This window comes from Neobacillus niacini (assembly GCF_031456445.1).
Taxonomy (GTDB): domain Bacteria; phylum Bacillota; class Bacilli; order Bacillales; family Cytobacillaceae; genus Neobacillus; species Neobacillus niacini_I.
Genome location: NZ_JAVDUQ010000008.1, coordinates 106,530 through 123,718 on the forward strand (window position 1 = coordinate 106,530; position 17,189 = coordinate 123,718).

Genomic DNA, 17,189 nt, shown 5'->3' on the forward strand with positions numbered 1-17,189 from the left:
GATTACCATGACAACAGAAACGAAATTACCGTTTGATCAGGATTTTGTTCGCTCCTTTTCAAAGCAGGCAGGCGAACCTGCTTGGATGGAAGAGCTCCGCGTAAAGGCATTAGCTGATGTCAATATACTTCCAATGCCAAGACCGGAAAAAACAAAAATTGATAAATGGAACTTTACTCAATTCACTTCACATAGTGTAAAAAGCGAACCATTCTCTTCTCTAAATGAATTACCGGAAGAAGTGAAATCGCTCGTAGCGGAAAATAAAAATCTATACATTCAACGCAATCAAACACCTGCGTTTTTATCTTTATCAGAAGAACTTAAAAACAAAGGCATCATTTTCACGGATCTTTTCACTGCTGCTAAAGAGCATGGGGATTTGTTAAAAAAGTATTACATGACACAAGCGGTTAATGCCGATGAACACCGCCTGACAGCACTGCATGCAGCACTTGTGAACGGTGGAGTATTCTTATATGTTCCCAAAAATGTAGAAGTTACTGAGCCGATTCAGGCTGTTTATTTACATGATGATGCCCAAACGAATCTTTTCAACCATGTTATTGTCGTTGCAGAAGATAATAGTTCTTTTACCTATGTAGAAAATTACATTTCTACAGTAGAATCAGCTGCTGGGATTTTCAATTTAGTAACTGAAGTAGTTGCGAATACAAATGCACAGGTTAAATATGGGGCTGTGGATTACCTTGCAAAAGGGATCACCACTTATGTAAACCGCCGTGGTGTTGCCGGCAGAGATGCCAAAATTGAATGGGTACTTGGTTTAATGAATGAAGGAAACACGATTTCCGAGAATACCACCAATCTTATTGGTGACGGTTCATATGGTGATACAAAAACGGTTGTGGTAGGACGTGGTGAGCAAACACAAAACTTCACAACGAAAGTAGTTCACTTCGGTCAACACACACAAGGAAATATCTTGAACCATGGTGTTGTGAAAGATAGTGCGACAACTGTCTTTAATGGAATTGGAAAAATTGAACATGGTGCATCTAAATCGGATGCGGAACAAACATCCCGTATTTTAATGCTCAGCGAGAAAGCACGTGGGGATGCCAATCCAATTCTTTTGATTGATGAAGATGATGTAATGGCAGGCCATGCTGCTTCTGTAGGTCGTGTGGATAAAGTTCAACTTTATTACTTAATGAGTCGCGGTATTTCAAAAACGGAAGCAGAACGATTAATTATTCATGGATTCCTTGCACCTGTAGTAAACCAACTTCCAATCGAAGGGGTTAAAAAGCAATTAACTGAAGTGATTGAAAGGAAAGTGCGATAAGATGAATATCCAAGATATTCGCAAACTGTTTCCCATTTTAGACCAGGAAGTTAATGGTAAGCCACTTGTTTATTTGGATAGTTCAGCAACATCGCAAAAGCCAATCCAAGTGATTGAGACTGTTGAAAAATATTATCGTGAAATCAATTCCAATGTCCACCGCGGTGTGCATACACTAGGAACAAGAGCAACAGATGCGTACGAAGGGGCAAGGGAAAAGGTTCGCAAGTTTATCAACGCGAAATCAACACAAGAGATTATTTTTACTAGAGGTACAACGACTTCTATTAATACGGTTGCAGCAAGCTATGCAGCAGCGAATTTAAAAGAAGGCGACGAAATTGTCATTACGTATATGGAGCACCATAGTAATATCATTCCATGGCAGCAGGTTGCCAAGCGGACAGGTGCTGGGTTGAAATATATTGACCTGCAAGAAGACGGCACCATTTCTTTAGATGATGTTAGAGCGCAGGTTACACCTAATACGAAAATTGTTTCCATTATGCAGGTTTCAAACGTGCTTGGTTCGATTAATCCTGTAAAAGAAATTGCCAAAATTGCTCATGAAAATGGCGCAGTAATGGTAGTTGATGGTGCTCAAAGTGCACCGCATATGAAAATTGATGTTCAAGATTTAGACTGTGATTTTCTTGCTTTTTCCGGCCATAAAATGTGCGCGCCAACGGGAATCGGTGTTCTTTATGGTAAGAAAGAATTGCTTGAAAATATGGAGCCAATTGAGTTCGGCGGTGAAATGATTGATTTTGTACATTTACAAGAATCAACTTGGAAAGAACTTCCGTGGAAATTTGAAGGCGGGACTCCAATTATTGCCGGCGCAGTCGGTCTTGGCGCAGCAATCGACTTTTTAAATGAAGTCGGCTTAGATAATATTGCCGAGCATGAACATAAGCTTGCTGCATATGCATTAGATAAAATGTCTTCCGTTCCAGGCCTTACAATTTATGGCCCTCAAGATCCGGCAAAGCGTGCAGGCTTGGTTACGTTTAATATCGATGATGTTCACCCGCATGATGTAGCAACCGTCCTTGATGCAGAAGGAATTGCCGTCCGGGCAGGACATCACTGTGCACAGCCATTGATGAGATGGCTGAAAGCAACAGCGACAGCACGTGCCAGCTTTTACCTCTATAATACGGAAGAAGATATTGATAAACTCGTTGAAGGGCTTGTCAAAACAAAGGAGTATTTCAGCGATGTCTTCTAATTTAGATTTAGACGCACTATACCGAAGAGTTATAATGGACCATTATAAAAAACCACGTAATCGTGGTATTTTAGAGGATGGCAGTCATACGATTAATATGAATAACCCAACCTGTGGGGACCGTATTCAGTTGACCTTTAAGGTGGTTAATGGAATCGTCGAGGATGCTAGGTTCGAGGGTGAAGGCTGTTCGATTTCCATGTCCTCTGCCTCGATGATGACGCAGGCGATTAAAGGGAAAAAGGTCGAAGAGGCTTTAAAACTTTCAAAAATCTTTTCCGATATGATGCAGGGAAAAGAAGTTGATGATGATGATGTGGATTTAGGTGATATTGAAGCACTTCAGGGTGTTTCTAAATTTCCTGCCAGAATCAAATGTGCAACCTTAGCATGGAAGGCTATGGAAAAAGGTTTGAAGGAAGAGGAATAACAATAAAACGAAAGAGTCCTTTTTGGTCTCGGGTCGTTTATGAAATGGAGGAAGACGACGATGGCGAAAAAGATGCCTGAAATCGGTGATTATAAATATGGTTTTGCCGATAAAGACGTTTCCATATTCCGATCAAAGCGTGGTTTAACACGTGAAATTGTTGAAGAGATTTCAAAAATGAAGAGTGAACCTCAGTGGATGCTTGATTTCCGCTTAAAATCACTTGAGCATTTTTATAATATGCCAATGCCACAATGGGGCGGCGATTTGAATTCATTAAACTTCGACGAAATCACTTATTATGTAAAACCATCTGAGAAATCTGAGAAGTCATGGGACGAAGTACCGGAAGAAATTAAAGCGACTTTTGACAAGCTTGGTATTCCTGAAGCAGAACAAAAATACCTTGCCGGTGTTTCTGCTCAATATGAATCCGAGGTTGTTTATCATAACATGAAGGAAGATCTTGAAGCACTTGGAATCGTATTTAAAGATACTGATTCTGCTCTTAAAGAAAATGAAGATATTTTCCGTGAGCACTGGGCAAAGGTTATTCCTCCAACAGATAACAAATTTGCTGCATTGAATTCTGCAGTTTGGTCAGGTGGTTCCTTCATTTATGTACCGCCGGGTATTAAAGTGGATACACCATTACAAGCATATTTCCGGATTAACTCTGAAAATATGGGTCAATTTGAGCGTACGTTAATCATTGTGGATGAGGGCGCAAGCGTTCACTATGTTGAAGGATGTACAGCTCCTGTTTATACGACGAACTCGCTTCACAGTGCAGTTGTTGAAATTATCGTTAAAAAAGGTGGATATTGCCGTTACACTACTATTCAAAACTGGGCAAACAATGTTTATAACCTTGTAACCAAGCGTACGGTTTGTGAAGAAAGAGCCACAATGGAATGGATCGACGGAAATATCGGTTCAAAATTAACAATGAAATATCCTGCTGTTATTTTAAAAGGGGAAGGTGCTCGCGGTTTGACCCTATCGATTGCCATCGCAGGCCGAGGTCAAGTCCAAGATACAGGATCCAAAATGATCCATTTAGCACCAAATACCTCTTCAACCATTGTGTCTAAGTCTATTTCTAAGCATGGTGGAAAAACTACCTATCGCGGTTTGGTTTCATTTGGACGTAAAGCTGATGGTGCCCGTTCGAATATTGAATGTGATACATTGATTATGGATAATGAATCAACATCTGATACGATTCCATACAATGAAATTTTAAATGACAATATTTCACTTGAGCACGAAGCTAAGGTTTCGAAAGTTTCGGAAGAGCAGCTCTTCTACTTGATGAGCCGCGGAATTTCTGAACAAGAAGCAACTGAAATGATTGTTATGGGATTTATCGAGCCATTTACAAAGGAATTACCAATGGAATACGCCGTAGAAATGAACAGATTGATTAAGTTCGAGATGGAAGGTTCTATCGGCTAATTCGAAAAATCCGCTTGCTGGTTTCAGCAGGCGGATTTTTTTGATCATAAGGCGAGTTTGTGAATTGGGGGTCAATAGGCGACAAAAATCTGATAGAAGCCTGTGAAAGTGTCGCCAAAGAAGGCTATAGGCGACAAAAATACAGGAAGAAGCTATAGAAAGTGTCGCCAATAAAGGCTATAGGCGACAAAAAACAGGAAGAAGCTATAGAAACTGTCGCCAATAAAGGCTATAGGCGACAAAAAAAAGGTGGAAGCAGCTGAAAGTGTCGCCAATAAAGGCTATAGGCGACAAAAAACAGATAGAAGCAGCTGAAAGTGTCGCCAAAGAAGGCTATAGGCGACAAAAAAAAGAGATGAAAGCTGCTGAAAGTGTCGCCAAAGAAGGCTATAGGCGACAAAAAACAGGTGGAAGTTGCTGAAACTGTCGCCAATAAAGGCTATAGGCGACAAAAAACAGGTGGAAGCAGCTGAAAGTGTCGCCAATAAAGGCTATAGGCGACAAAAAACAGATAGAAATCGGCAAAACTGTCACCAGTACACAAATAGACTACATAAAGATCATGCGAAAATAATAATATTCTAAGAATTGACTAAACCCAAAGTCCATTTCCCCATAAATAAAAAAACAGCCTAATTATAGGCTGTCCTAATAAGAAAACATAAATCTATTCATAGTAGGTCCACTTACCATATCCCTTTACCGCAAAATTCTTACTTAAAATTCTGCTTAATCTCCTCTTACACTCAATAACCCTACACCAATCTTGAACGACATTTGCTGTAATTTTAATATCAGGAAAAAGAAGACTAATCTCCCTCACACACCTCATTACAGCTGCCTCCACTAATTCTTTATACTCGCATATAGAACAATCAATCCATTTCCCCTCAAGAGAAATGGAAAATGAATGGCATTTTGCACAGGTCATTCCCTTTTTTAACATTTCGTAACGATAGCTTGGTAACACTTTATAGGGATTTTCAATTAAATGAGCAGATAAAAGCTGATCAGTAAATTTGATATGTTTGTTTGTTAACTTTGACCGTTTCATATTAAATTTTTCCATGAACTGACCAAGTTGTGTCGGGTAGATAATTGGTTTGTTGTTAGGGGCCTGATATAGAGTAAAGTTGGGGTTCATAAAAATAAGATGTGGTTCAATTGGTAAATAACATCCGATACTTTGAAGAAACTGACGTAGTAATGTTTCATTTCGTTCCAATTGATGCAAGGGGTTTTTAATGTCATTTCCAGAGAGTGTATAAAACTTGCCAGATTCATATTTAAAATTACCTTCATAATTTTTTACTTCAAAAAGGTCAATGGTATCTTGAGAAAAGATAATGGAGTCGCTCTGAAAGGTTGTATTGTTCTCCTCAAGTAATAAATCATTGATAATATGCCTTTCTTCCATAAGATTCTCCATTAACCGATCAAACATTACCTCTCCTTCATAGCCTTTTTCTAAGTTGTGGTAATATTTTATTTCTTTTTCTGTCAATGACATTCTTGTGTTTAAATAACGGTAAATTTTTAATTTATCCGGTTCAAAACGCGGCTTAATCGGTAGAATTGACATATTACACAACCTTTCTTCTTTCCTACCTCCCATTTTACAAAAAACGATGGATCCCTAAGCGGCAACTAAATGAACATTTTGTTAAATAAATGAAAGCTTCGGCATTCGAAAAATCAAAGCCACACAAAAAATAAGGTTATGCTATTATTATAAACGGAGGTGTTATCAATTGATTTACATCGGCGTAACAGGCTGGGGCGACCATGACAGCCTTTATCCGGGGCAACTATCACCGAGGGATAAATTAAAAGAATATGCTGGACATTTTCCAATTGTCGAGGTAGATTCATCCTTTTATGCGATCCAACCAAAGCGGAATGCCGAAAAATGGGTCAGTGAAACACCTGAATCGTTTCAATTCATCGTAAAAGCCTATCAAGGGATGACCGGGCATATGCGTGGGGAAATTCCTTTCCAAAATAAGCAGGAAATGTTCATGGCTTTCAAAGAGTCACTTGAACCATACATACACAATAATAAATTGGCGATGGCCCTATTTCAGTTCCCGCCTTGGTTTAACTGTACACGTGAAAATGTTGAATATTTAAGATGGTGTAAAAATGAAATGGGGGAAATCCCTTGTGCTCTGGAATTTAGACATCAATCTTGGTTCGCACCGCAATTCCGCAACAAGACACTTGATTTTATGAAAAAGGAAGAATGGATTCATAGTATTTGTGATGAACCGCAATCGGGTGAAGGGTCGATTCCGACGGTTTTAGAAACCCTTGAATCCCAAAAGGTCTTAGTTCGATTCCACGGTCGCAATGTTCACGGCTGGCAAAAACGAAATGCCGATAATTGGCGGGAAGTCCGTTATCTTTACCGCTACAATCAACAGGAACTTGAGGAATGGGCTGCAGATTTAAAAAAAATGGAAACGGAATCCAAGGAAGTTTACGTTCTTTTTAACAATAATTCCGGCGGAGACGCAGCTGATAATGCAAAAGAAATGATTGACCTATTAGATATAGAATACGATGGTCTAGCCCCAAGGCAATTAGATTTATTTTATTAGGATAAGGAAGAGAACTTAGAATGGAAGTCATTCAAATTTATCATACAAACGATATTCATAGTCACTTTGAGCATTGGCCCCGAATCGAAAAATTTTTATTAACCCAAAAGGAGCTTCACCAAGAGCGAGGAGATGAAGTGTTCCTTTTTGATATTGGAGACTTCATCGACCGTTGGCACCCATTTTCAGAGGGAACGAAAGGAAAAGGAAATATTGAACTTCTTAATGATTGCGGCTACGACGCTGTAACAATAGGTAATAATGAAGGAATTAATCTGCCTTTCGAAGACTTGGATCATTTGTATGATGGCGCACGCTTCGATGTGCTGCTGGCGAACTTATACAAAGCAGGAAATACTCCTCCTGACTGGATACAGCCCTACAAAATTTATCAAACCAAAATGGGGACACGAATCGGAGTAGTTGGTTTAACGGCACCTTTTACCCATCTTTATGAATTACTTGGATGGGAGCTAACTGACCCTGTTGCTGAACTGAAAAAATGGTTAAAAACGTTAAACGAAAAAAGTGATCTCATTATTCTTCTTTCCCATCTCGGTTTAGATGTAGATGAACGGATTGCTGCAAATTTCCCTGAAATTAATGTCATTCTTGGTGGGCATACCCACCATATTCTTCAGGAAGGAAAGCAAATAGGCGATACACTTCTCGCAGCTGCAGGAAAGTATGGCAATTTTGTTGGACAAGTTTCTCTTACGATTCATCCTGATAAAAAAATAAAAACTAAACAGGCGATTCTTTTTCCTTTTGAGACACTTTCCGAAGTGAAAAATGAGCAGCGTAAAATAGAGGAATTTCTTTCAGAAGGGAAGGAGCTTTTAAAAGAAAACATCACTTTTTTAAAAGAACCTTTAAAGGCTAATCCATTTGAAGAAACCAAGCTTTCAAGGATCTTGTGTGAATCCCTCCGCGAATGGTGTGAAGCAGACTGTGCTTTTATTAATGCTGGTTTGTTATTAGGCCCTCTTTCTGAGGAGGTTACAGCTAATGATTTATTAGCCATATGTCCCCATCCCATTAATCCTTGTAAGGTCGAACTAACTGGCCGGGAATTGCAGGAAGTCCTTGAAAAAACTACGGATCCTGAGTGGCCGGAAAGGAAGATCATAGGTCTTGGTTTTAGAGGAACGGTGATGGGAGTTATGGTATACGAGGGAGTGGTATTTAAAGAGGGGGACATTTTTATGAACGGTGAGAAACTGGATTTTGAAAAAAATTACTCTTTGGCTCTTCCCGATATGTTTACTTTTGGACATTTCTTTAGTGAAAATTTTAAAAGTAAACCAAAAAAATACTATCTCCCAGAATTCCTACGTGATTTATTGAAATGGAAATTACAAATGAATGCTTAGGTTATACACTCTTTTTTGAACACTTTCATAAAGTGTAGGAGAAGGGAGTGTGGGAACTTGATTGATCTTTCACCAATACAGTTGAACGGCCATACTTTTTTGGCAGTAACTGTGCTGCTTCCAAAAACAACTTTGCTGTCAATCTCAAATGATAAGGGATATATCATGTGCGGTGCCTTAGATGTTGGATTATTAAATGATCAATTAAGGGATCGTAAAATTGTTGCCGGCCGGGCAGTAGGAGTGAGAACCATCGACCAGCTCCTTAACGCCCCATTGGAGTCGGTAACATTTGAGGCTGAAAGCTTGGGAATTTATAAAGGCATGATTGGCAGGGACGCCTTGCTGAAAATGGTTTAAAACAGCTTGCAGATGGCAGGCTGTTTTTTATATCGGGGACAGTTTGGAAGTTTTAATCTTGTATATTGTGCCTATAGGCATGATAGGCGTCATTTTGGAGTGGTTCCCACAGGGTTTTATCGCGTAAAGCTGTGATAGGCGACACTTTTTCGTAGATTCCACAGGAATTTGTCGCGTATAGTTGAGATAGGCGACAATGTTTCGCAGCTCTCATAGGGTTTTGTCGCGTAAAGCTGTGATAGGCGACAATGTTTCGCAGCTCTCATAGGGTTTTGTCGCGTAAAGCTGTGATAGGCGACAATGTTTCGCAGTTCCCACAGGGTTTTGTCGCGTAAAGCTGTGATAGGCGACAATTTTTCGTAGCTCTCACAGGGTTTTGTCGCGTATAGAGCTGTGATAGGCGACAATTTTTCGCAGCTCTCACAGGGTTTTGTCGCGTAAAGCTGTGATAGGCGACAATTTTTTGCAGCTCCCACAGGGTTTTGTCGCGTATAGCTGAGATAGGCGACACTTTTTCGCAGCTCCCACAGGGTTTTGTCGCGTATAGCTGTGATAGGAGACAATTTTTCGCAGCTCCCACAGGGTTTTGTCGCGTATAGCTGTGATAGGCGACAATGTTTCGCAGCTCTCACAGGGTTTTGTCGCGTATAGCTGTGATAGGCGACACTTTTTCGCAGCTCCCACAGGAATTTGTCGCGTAAAACCGTGATAGGCGACAATTTTTCGCAGCTCTCACAGGGTTTTGTCGCGTATAGCTGAGATAGGCGACAATTTTTTGCAACTCTAACAGGAATTTGTCGCGTAAAGCTGTGATAGGCGACACTTTCCGCTTCTTCCCCAAAAAATCCGTCCCCAGCCAAATCACTATGCTCCCTCTTTTAGTGCTAGGTCCACCTATTCAAGCATACACATAGCTTGTAAGGGGGGATTTTTTTGGCAAAATTTCGTCCGCGGTATAAACGTAAGGGACCCATGCCTCTCCGCTATGTGATTCTGCTCTCATTTGTCTTTTTTCTCTTTTCCACTGCAGTTGGCTTATGGATGATCAATAAAGGACTTGAACCAACATTAATGAAATATGCCGAAACACAGTCCAGGAAAATCGCTGCACTTGTCATCAATAGTGCAATCACGAAAAAGACCGTAGATGTAGGCGATGTCATTGGAATAGAGCCTGGGACAAATGGCAATGCACAAAGCGCCTACCTAAAAACAGAATTAATTAACCAAAAACTATCGGAAATCACGAGCCAGATACAGAAAAACTTGTCTAGAGCAGAAAAGGGAGATGTTTCTTCACTTGAACAATTAACGGATGTCCAAATCGAAAAAGAAACAACAGAACAAACAGAAGGGATTGTGTGGTATGTTCCGTTAGGTCAAGCAACCAATATCGCCCTATTCGGTAACTTAGGTCCCAAAATACCAGTTAGATTCCATGCGATTGGGGATGTGCGTCCGGATGTGAAAATAACAACAGAGGAATTGGGAATTAATAATACCTGGATTAAAGTAAACATCCACCTGGAAGTAGCCGTTCAAATCATCACGCCATTTGCAACAAAAATCACCAAAATAACTCAAAACATTCCCGCAGGCGGGAAACTAATTGAGGGTAAAGTTCCTCAATTTTATAATAGCGGCGGTGGAATGCTGCCATCCATCCAATTGCCGGATTCAGGAAACAACAATAAAACCAATACAACCAATAAAACAGAAGAGAAAGCGAAATCGAAAAAATAAAAGGACTGTCTTTTGGCGGACAGTCCTACCTTCTTTTTCTTAATCTTATTCTCTCTTGACGTTCCCACATCGCTAAATGCGGATATGGATCAAATGACCATTCGGTTATCCCATTGTCTTTATACATTCCATAATGTAAATGAGGAGGAAATTTACCGGATGTTCCTGGAGGCCCATAACCAGAGCTTCCAACACTGCCAATGATCATTCCCGGTTCAACCACCTGACCGACGGATAAATCTTTTGCAAATCCGTTTAAGTGCGCAAAATAATGATACGTATTATTAATGTCGCGGATTCCAATTCGCCAGCCGCCGAACTTGTTCCATCCTTTCATTTCTACAACCCCATATTTAGTTGCCCTGACAGGGACACCGTAACCGGCAAAAATGTCGGTTCCTTCATGGATTCTTCGTCCGCCCCAGCCTCGTGCATCGCCCCATGTGCTGCGATAGCTGTGATTAGCTCGTATCGGCATTGGGAATGCTTGTTCCTCAAGATTAAGTCTTCCAAAATGACGGTAGATTTTCGCCTTTCCCGCAATGATTCCAACGGTTTTATCACGATGATAATAATTCCAAAGACCGATCTTCAAATTATCATGATCCACGCCATAGGAAAGAAGAAAATGGGCAAATGTATATAAAACATCCTCATCATTTTGACAATCCGCTTTTCCATCTCCATCCCCGTCAGCACCTAATCCATTAAAAAACTGAATGGTTGCAGGATTTTGATCTGTAGGGTTTGGGTTCGTAAGGCCTGCCCATTTTTCAGGGCTGATATAAATGGCAATCACACTGTCTGCTTTTGGCAAGTCCCTGCGGACCTGACGGATACTTCTTTCGTATTGATCAATAGCAGCGAGGTAGTACCAAGGAATCTGTGTTAGCGTTTCGACTTTTTTATAAAGCTTCATTCTTTCCTGGTATACATCAGGTTCTTTCGCATGAGCATCTTTGACAGCAAAAGTAGAGGAAAAGAATAAAAGGAAAGTTCCAATTATCAGAGCTGTCCGCACAGGAATCCTCCTTCCAATTAATGTACAATTAGTTTATGATTCTTTAGCTATTTCATAATGGTCAATAAATGGTAATGAATGATTTTAGGATGAAAAAATTCACAATGTTTCTAAGGCATCTCAACTTGTCCTTCTGTGCTCTATATGATAAAGTGACAACTGAGAGAACTCATTCACATACATATTGTAGGGGTGGAATAGATGAGCACAAAAGAACCAAATTTAAGAAAGCCGGAATGGCTAAAAATAAAATTAAACACAAATGAGCATTATACTGGTTTAAAAAAAATGATGCGTGAAAAAAGTCTTCATACCGTTTGTGAAGAAGCGCGCTGTCCGAATATTCATGAATGCTGGGCTGAGAGGAGAACAGCTACTTTTATGATTCTCGGTGATGTTTGTACTCGTGCATGCCGCTTCTGTGCGGTTAAAACGGGACTGCCAACTGAACTAGATTGGCAAGAGCCGGAAAGAGTGGCTGACTCTGTTCAGTTAATGAATCTGAAGCATGTTGTTGTAACTGCTGTAGCAAGGGATGACTTGAAGGACGGCGGCGCTGCTGTATTTGCGGAAACGGTAAGAGCGATCCGCAGAAAAAATCCGTTTACCAGCATTGAAGTTCTGCCTTCTGATATGGGCGGTAAGGAAGAAAACTTAAGAATCTTGATGGATGCGAAACCGGATATTTTAAATCATAATATCGAGACCACCAGACGCTTAACTCCAAGTGTAAGGGCAAGGGCTAAATATGATCGCTCACTGGAATTTTTACGCCGTGCCAAAGAAATGTATCCGGAAATCCCAACGAAATCCAGCCTAATGATTGGGCTAGGGGAATCGAAGGAAGAAATTCTTGAAGTTATGGACGATTTAAGAGCTAACAAGGTAGATATTATGACCATTGGTCAATATTTACAGCCAACGAAAAAGCATTTAAAAGTTCAGAAATATTATAGCCCGGAGGAATTTGAAGAATTACGTCAAATTGCTATGACTAAAGGCTTCAGCCATTGCCAGGCAGGTCCGCTTGTCCGTTCTTCTTATCATGCAGACGAACAGGTAAATGCTGCCGCAAAACATAAACAAGCTTTAGGTGAGCAAGAAGTAAAAGAAGCATAAAAAAAGGTTCAGCCGAAAATAAAACGGCTGAACCTTTTTCCATTTAATGCATTTTTTGGTCATCCGATGTTAGACCATTTTCATCTTCACTATTGCTCATGCGATTCCCCTGTGGAGAATCTTTCATTTGTCTGATGACATAGTTAATGGAATGTCGGGCATTTTTGTTGGTTGAATCCATATGCGAAAGGTTTTCAACATCGCGCATTAAAACCTTTTTATCGGTAACATAAACATGATAGTAACGTGGAACGACGGACATAGCGGTTCTTTTTACCTGGTCAGCCGTTAAATTCCGGTCCTTGGAATCAGTAGTATAAGCAACCAAAACCTCCTGATCCGTTACCAATGTAGCAACATCATGCACATGTGGAAGATTTGTACTGTACTTACTAATAATATTGGCAAGCTGTTCACGGTCAAGCGCAGTGTAATGATTATTTGCCGTATTATCATTCATGAGTGGACTTTTTTGATGACGGACATATCCGAAATCATTACTCACATTTCGAACACTCCGTCCAGCCCCCTCATTATAAAGTTCGGTCCTTTTATTGTTCACATTTATGGAATTTCCACTTTCCTCATAAACATCCCGGTTATTCATATCCTTGGAGCAGCCTGTTATTGTTGTAATCGTACATAACCCCAGGATGATCATCAACTTTTTCAAATTAAAACACCTCCTTTTTTTAGAATGACCAGAAGGAGGATTTTTTTTCTTAGTAATTGATGGTGAATCGGTTATAATGGGAAGTAGGATTGGCTGGTAAAATGAGGTGATAACATGATTGTAATGAACAATACCATGTATGAAATGGTCGAGGAATACCGCAACGGATATAATGAAGAAGCTTTTAAGGCTAGATATAGTGATATTTTATCCAGGTATGACTATGTTGTCGGAGATTGGGGCTATGGGCAGCTCCGTTTAAAAGGATTTTTTGATGACCAAAATCAAAAGGCGACGTTTGATACAAAAATAAGTACACTCAGCGAATATATATATGAATACTGCAATTTCGGCTGTGCTTATTTCGTTTTGAAAAAAGTCAAAAAATAAAGGAAGGACCCTGAATTAAGTCGGGGTCCTTTCGCCATTTTTATTCATTCATTGAGTACGGAGGCTGGGCATCTGAATCCGGATCATCATGCGGTGGATGTGCCGGATCCATTCCCTGCCGTGGTAAATCTTCATGCAAGGATTTGAATTCCCAGTTAAAAGCCGAATAACGCCGTTGCCCTTCCTTCCAAGGAGTACTCTTATTCTGTACAGGATCATTTACCCGGAATGTTGAACCATATGGTCCTTCTGGGAACTCTTGGGCGGTCAAATAATTTTCCTGTTTTTCGACAGTGGATATTTCTGTGTATTTTTCGGCATCCTTCTTAGACATTGTCTCACTCCTTTTACCATTAGTATGATAGTAGGAGATTCAAAAAATGTTATCAATTTTTTGGTTAGTCTATTCTTGAATAAATTAAAAAGAAAAGAGCCTTGGTTAGACGATTTCGGAAAGGAAAGATCGTAATTCTTCCGCGTCTTCTTCATTTAATTGGAAGGCAAACTCTAAATAGCCTTCTTCCTCAAGATCATCCGGTCCAATAATAGCAAAACGGTTTCCTTGCATATCAAGGACAAGATGTTTACCATAATGACGACCCGTTTGGACAATCGCCAGGTCAAAACGTTGATTTTCCCCCACAAAGCTGACAAATCTCGTCCTTGTATTTTCTGTATCATCATATAAGAAAAATCGTTCACTCATAAAACGGTCTCCTTTATTCATCACTTTTTTTCGACACTCTTTTAATAATATCAAAATTACGTTCATAAAGGGAGTTAAGATTTCAATAATTAAATGACGGGCAAAGACAAAAAAGTGTCAAAATGTGGTATGATAGAAGAAATCTCGTATGTAGACTGTTGAGAGGAATGAATGGAAATGTTCCATTGTTGCATTGAAAAAGCCAAGAGTGTATTACAATGGGGAAAGATCCTTTTACCTCTTTCATCCATACGTTATTACCCACCGCAATTTACATTACGAAATCCATTATTGGAAGGGGTTTCAGCGGCATTTAAAGCAAGGCATGAAGTCGTGGTGATTGTTTTTACGATAAAAAATTATAATGAATTAGCAGAAGCAGTGAGCAATTTTCAACATTCAGCCCTTATTAAAAAAATGAAGCGAATTTTCCAGAATTGTATCGAGAGAGAAATCCAAAAAAATGACGTTATTTCTCTTCATGATTTTTATGAAGATGCAATCACATTAATGCTTAGGGTGGACTATGAACGGCATAGTCTTTCTGATATTGATGATCTTGTGAATAAAATAATCGATGAAGTCGAACGCAAACTTTTGCAACAAAATCCACCTGTAAGACCTGTTTTTGACGGGGGATATATGTTTGTGGAGAAAAATAATTTTTCAATTCAGAGTTCCATTGAGAAGGCGCATCGACAGGCAATCGCGGTGGCGGAACAAAAAATAGATGCTAAATTGAACGAAATGATTTTTACATTTAAGAAAATCATTTCGAAAAAAGAAATTAACCTATGGACACAGCCAATTATTGATGTAGAAACAAGGGAAATACGCGCTTGGGAAATGTTTACACGCGGACCAAAAGGAGTATTAGAAAATCCGTTTCCGCTTTTTTCCGTTGCACGCCAGACTGGAATGTTGTACGACCTTGAAATGATTATTTTTGAAAAGATTTTTCAACAATTAAAAGGGTCAAGACGCCGGGAAAATATTTTTATTAACTGTACACCAATTACATTTGGGAATATTCGTTTTCCACGCGATATCAAACAGTTGATCGAACAATATAGGGGAATCTCCCCGCAACAAATTACCTTTGAAATAACTGAACACGATTCGATTCATGGAATTAAAAATTTTTCTTATAATCTTAAGGTTTTACGGTTAATGGGATTCCGATTTGCTGTAGATGATACGGGGGCTGGTTATAATAGTTTAAATACGATTAGTGAGATCATGCCTGATATTATTAAAGTGGACCGTTCCGTTATTGAAAATATCCATACAAGCCCTTTAAAGGAATCAATGTTAAAGGGATTGTTACTTGTTGCAAAGGAAGCCGGGTCATTGGTAGTAGCGGAAGGAATTGAAAATGAAGAAGAAGCCTTTGTTTTAACGCGAAATAAGGTTGATTTAGCTCAAGGATACTATTATGCTAAACCTACCGCACTTGCAAAAGGGATTGCAACATAAGAGGAGCTTTAGACAAGGAGTGGAAAATCATGTATTTTGTTGATAGGGAAAAAATCGAAGTCATTTTAGTTTTTTTTGAAAAGCAAATTAGCCTTTTTTTAAACCAGAAAAATTGGTCATCGCCGATTGAAAGGGCTGCTCTTGAACGGTTGACGCAGATGATGCTTGAGTCCGTACTGGATGTCGGTAATGCGATGATTGATGGATTTATTATGCGCGATCCGGGCAGCTATGAAGATATTATTGAAATCCTGACAGACGAAAAAGTAATATCGGTTGAAAACAGCAATCGTTTAAAGATTCTCATTCAATATCGAAAAGCTCTTGTGCAAAATTACACGGAAATCAATCATGATGAACTGCTTAAACAATTTTCGGAAAACATCGAAACATTAAGCCAATTTGCCACCAATGTCCGGGAATACCTGATAAATGAATTAGGACCCGTTTCAGCATTTAAAAATTAAGTATAAGACCGTTCCTGCGGTCTTTTTCCTATTTAACGAAGGAGTATCCAATGAAAAAATATCAAGGTTATTTAATTGATTTAGATGGAACGATGTACAAAGGCACAGAGCGAATCGAAGCAGCCGCTGATTTTGTCAAAAAACTAGAACAGAAAGAAATTCCTTATTTATTTGTAACCAATAATTCTTCCCGGACACCAGCGCAGGTAGCGGAAAAACTGCGGGGATTTGATATTCCTGCAGAAGAAAACCAAGTGTTTACAACCAGCATGGCAACGGCTAATTATATTTTCAGCCAAAAGCCAGATGCGTCTGTTTATGTGATTGGTGAGGAAGGGATCCAAACCGCCATAAGAGAAAGAGGATTTCTAAAGGCATCCGAGAATGCTGATTTTGTGGTAGTTGGAATTGACCGTGCAATCACCTATGAAAAACTAGCGGTTGCCTGCTTGGCTGTAAGGAATGGGGCTGTGTTTATCTCCACGAACGGGGATATCGCGCTGCCAACAGAGAGGGGATTGCTGCCGGGGAATGGTTCATTGACATCAGTTATTTCCGTATCAACACAGACAAAACCGATTTTTATCGGTAAGCCTGAATCGATTATTATGGAACAGGCTCTAAAGGTGTTGGGTACTGCAAAAGAAGAAACCCTAATGGTGGGGGATAATTACGATACCGATATTACTGCGGGAATGAATGCCGGTATGGATACATTACTGGTTCATACCGGTGTTACGACAAAAGATTTGCTCGCTGGATATGACCGCAAGCCAACTTATTCGATTGATACATTAGAGCATTGGGAGTCATAGAAAAAGGATGGAAGAGTC

At 39.7% G+C, this 17,189-nt stretch carries 19 protein-coding genes; 14 read left to right on the forward strand and 5 right to left on the reverse strand.

From position 1 onward, the window contains the following. Positions 1 to 7 precede the first annotated feature (7 nt). From sufD to J2Y67_RS09835, 5 genes are all read left to right on the forward strand, one after another. Positions 8 to 1,309 (forward strand): Fe-S cluster assembly protein SufD, encoded by a 1,302-nt coding sequence (sufD, locus tag J2Y67_RS09815; RefSeq protein ID WP_310173361.1) that lies wholly within the window; start codon positions 8 to 10, stop codon positions 1,307 to 1,309. 1 nt (position 1,310) lies between these two features. Beyond that, positions 1,311 to 2,540 (forward strand): cysteine desulfurase, encoded by a 1,230-nt coding sequence (locus J2Y67_RS09820; protein WP_310173362.1) that lies wholly within the window; start codon positions 1,311 to 1,313, stop codon positions 2,538 to 2,540. Then, a complete protein-coding gene (gene sufU / locus J2Y67_RS09825; protein WP_310173364.1) occupies positions 2,530 to 2,970 on the forward strand; it encodes a Fe-S cluster assembly sulfur transfer protein SufU in 441 nt (146 codons plus the stop codon). The genes J2Y67_RS09820 and sufU overlap by 11 nt, the downstream gene beginning before the upstream one ends. Positions 2,971 to 3,030: 60 nt before the next feature. Then, positions 3,031 to 4,428: a Fe-S cluster assembly protein SufB gene (gene sufB, locus J2Y67_RS09830; RefSeq protein WP_310173367.1), complete on the forward strand. Its 1,398-nt coding sequence runs from the start codon at positions 3,031 to 3,033 to the stop codon at positions 4,426 to 4,428. A 265-nt stretch (positions 4,429 to 4,693) separates the two neighbouring features. Beyond that, the gene (locus J2Y67_RS09835; RefSeq protein ID WP_310173369.1) at positions 4,694 to 4,849 is read left to right on the forward strand and encodes a hypothetical protein; all 156 of its coding nucleotides are present in this window, start codon (positions 4,694 to 4,696) and stop codon (positions 4,847 to 4,849) included. A gap of 246 nt (positions 4,850 to 5,095) precedes the next feature. Here J2Y67_RS09835 and J2Y67_RS09840 read toward each other — a convergent pair whose 3' ends face one another. Beyond that, a complete protein-coding gene (locus tag J2Y67_RS09840; protein WP_310173371.1) occupies positions 5,096 to 6,010 on the reverse strand; it encodes a nuclease-related domain-containing protein in 915 nt (304 codons plus the stop codon). Between the two features lie 169 nt (positions 6,011 to 6,179). Here J2Y67_RS09840 and J2Y67_RS09845 point away from each other — a divergent pair, with 169 nt between their 5' ends. The 4 genes from J2Y67_RS09845 (at position 6,180) to yunB (ending at position 10,504) form a co-directional block, all read left to right on the forward strand. Continuing rightward, positions 6,180 to 7,028: a DUF72 domain-containing protein gene (locus J2Y67_RS09845; RefSeq protein WP_310173373.1), complete on the forward strand. Its 849-nt coding sequence runs from the start codon at positions 6,180 to 6,182 to the stop codon at positions 7,026 to 7,028. Between the two features lie 20 nt (positions 7,029 to 7,048). Continuing rightward, entirely contained in the window at positions 7,049 to 8,401 is a 1,353-nt protein-coding gene (locus J2Y67_RS09850; protein ID WP_310173375.1) for a bifunctional metallophosphatase/5'-nucleotidase, read from the forward strand. A gap of 57 nt (positions 8,402 to 8,458) precedes the next feature. Further along, positions 8,459 to 8,761: a YunC family protein gene (locus J2Y67_RS09855; RefSeq protein WP_310173376.1), complete on the forward strand. Its 303-nt coding sequence runs from the start codon at positions 8,459 to 8,461 to the stop codon at positions 8,759 to 8,761. Positions 8,762 to 9,694: 933 nt separating this feature from the next. Continuing rightward, positions 9,695 to 10,504, forward strand: a complete 810-nt coding sequence (gene yunB, locus J2Y67_RS09860; RefSeq protein ID WP_310173379.1) for a sporulation protein YunB — start codon at positions 9,695 to 9,697, stop codon at positions 10,502 to 10,504. Positions 10,505 to 10,529: 25 nt separating this feature from the next. Here yunB and J2Y67_RS09865 read toward each other — a convergent pair whose 3' ends face one another. Continuing rightward, positions 10,530 to 11,525, reverse strand: a complete 996-nt coding sequence (locus tag J2Y67_RS09865) for a M23 family metallopeptidase (RefSeq protein ID WP_310173381.1) — start codon at positions 11,523 to 11,525, stop codon at positions 10,530 to 10,532. Between the two features lie 201 nt (positions 11,526 to 11,726). Here J2Y67_RS09865 and lipA point away from each other — a divergent pair, with 201 nt between their 5' ends. Further along, the gene (gene lipA / locus J2Y67_RS09870; protein ID WP_310173383.1) at positions 11,727 to 12,644 is read left to right on the forward strand and encodes a lipoyl synthase; all 918 of its coding nucleotides are present in this window, start codon (positions 11,727 to 11,729) and stop codon (positions 12,642 to 12,644) included. 43 nt (positions 12,645 to 12,687) lie between these two features. On the opposite strand, the gene J2Y67_RS09875 is transcribed toward lipA, so the two are convergent. Next, entirely contained in the window at positions 12,688 to 13,317 is a 630-nt protein-coding gene (locus J2Y67_RS09875) for a YhcN/YlaJ family sporulation lipoprotein (RefSeq protein ID WP_310173385.1), read from the reverse strand. Between the two features lie 114 nt (positions 13,318 to 13,431). On the opposite strand from J2Y67_RS09875, the gene J2Y67_RS09880 reads away from it, so the two are divergent. After that, on the forward strand, positions 13,432 to 13,707 hold the full coding sequence (locus J2Y67_RS09880; RefSeq protein WP_310173387.1) for a YutD family protein: 276 nt from the start codon (positions 13,432 to 13,434) through the stop codon (positions 13,705 to 13,707). A gap of 40 nt (positions 13,708 to 13,747) precedes the next feature. On the opposite strand, the gene J2Y67_RS09885 is transcribed toward J2Y67_RS09880, so the two are convergent. Both J2Y67_RS09885 and J2Y67_RS09890 read right to left on the reverse strand, forming a co-directional pair. After that, positions 13,748 to 14,041, reverse strand: coding sequence for a cytosolic protein (locus J2Y67_RS09885; RefSeq protein ID WP_310173389.1), 294 nt, complete (start codon positions 14,039 to 14,041; stop codon positions 13,748 to 13,750). Between the two features lie 105 nt (positions 14,042 to 14,146). Further along, positions 14,147 to 14,413 carry a DUF3055 domain-containing protein gene (locus J2Y67_RS09890; protein WP_310173391.1) on the reverse strand — a complete coding sequence of 89 codons (267 nt, stop codon included), beginning with the start codon at positions 14,411 to 14,413 and terminating at the stop codon, positions 14,147 to 14,149. Positions 14,414 to 14,584: 171 nt separating this feature from the next. Between J2Y67_RS09890 and J2Y67_RS09895 the strand changes: the two genes are divergently transcribed. From J2Y67_RS09895 to J2Y67_RS09905, 3 genes are read left to right on the forward strand one after another with little or no spacing between them, the layout of a single operon-like run. Continuing rightward, a complete protein-coding gene (locus tag J2Y67_RS09895; RefSeq protein ID WP_310173393.1) occupies positions 14,585 to 15,889 on the forward strand; it encodes an EAL domain-containing protein in 1,305 nt (434 codons plus the stop codon). Between the two features lie 29 nt (positions 15,890 to 15,918). Further along, positions 15,919 to 16,356, forward strand: coding sequence for a DUF86 domain-containing protein (locus J2Y67_RS09900; RefSeq protein WP_310173395.1), 438 nt, complete (start codon positions 15,919 to 15,921; stop codon positions 16,354 to 16,356). Between the two features lie 50 nt (positions 16,357 to 16,406). Beyond that, the gene (locus J2Y67_RS09905) at positions 16,407 to 17,171 is read left to right on the forward strand and encodes a TIGR01457 family HAD-type hydrolase (protein ID WP_310173397.1); all 765 of its coding nucleotides are present in this window, start codon (positions 16,407 to 16,409) and stop codon (positions 17,169 to 17,171) included. Positions 17,172 to 17,189 lie beyond the last annotated feature (18 nt).

Bases quoted from the DNA above. Each gene is read 5' to 3' on its own strand.
- sufD (WP_310173361.1), top strand. From the start codon at position 8: ATGACAACAGAAACGAAATTACCGTTTGATCAGGATTTTGTTCGCTCC.
- J2Y67_RS09820 (WP_310173362.1), top strand. From the start codon at position 1,311: ATGAATATCCAAGATATTCGCAAACTGTTTCCCATTTTAGACCAGGAA.
- sufU (WP_310173364.1), top strand. From the start codon at position 2,530: ATGTCTTCTAATTTAGATTTAGACGCACTATACCGAAGAGTTATAATG.
- sufB (WP_310173367.1), top strand. From the start codon at position 3,031: ATGGCGAAAAAGATGCCTGAAATCGGTGATTATAAATATGGTTTTGCC.
- J2Y67_RS09840 (WP_310173371.1), bottom strand. From the start codon at position 6,010: ATGTCAATTCTACCGATTAAGCCGCGTTTTGAACCGGATAAATTAAAA.
- J2Y67_RS09850 (WP_310173375.1), top strand. From the start codon at position 7,049: ATGGAAGTCATTCAAATTTATCATACAAACGATATTCATAGTCACTTT.
- lipA (WP_310173383.1), top strand. From the start codon at position 11,727: ATGAGCACAAAAGAACCAAATTTAAGAAAGCCGGAATGGCTAAAAATA.
- J2Y67_RS09880 (WP_310173387.1), top strand. From the start codon at position 13,432: ATGATTGTAATGAACAATACCATGTATGAAATGGTCGAGGAATACCGC.
- J2Y67_RS09885 (WP_310173389.1), bottom strand. From the start codon at position 14,041: ATGTCTAAGAAGGATGCCGAAAAATACACAGAAATATCCACTGTCGAA.
- J2Y67_RS09890 (WP_310173391.1), bottom strand. From the start codon at position 14,413: ATGAGTGAACGATTTTTCTTATATGATGATACAGAAAATACAAGGACG.
- J2Y67_RS09895 (WP_310173393.1), top strand. From the start codon at position 14,585: ATGGAAATGTTCCATTGTTGCATTGAAAAAGCCAAGAGTGTATTACAA.
- J2Y67_RS09900 (WP_310173395.1), top strand. From the start codon at position 15,919: ATGTATTTTGTTGATAGGGAAAAAATCGAAGTCATTTTAGTTTTTTTT.
- J2Y67_RS09905 (WP_310173397.1), top strand. From the start codon at position 16,407: ATGAAAAAATATCAAGGTTATTTAATTGATTTAGATGGAACGATGTAC.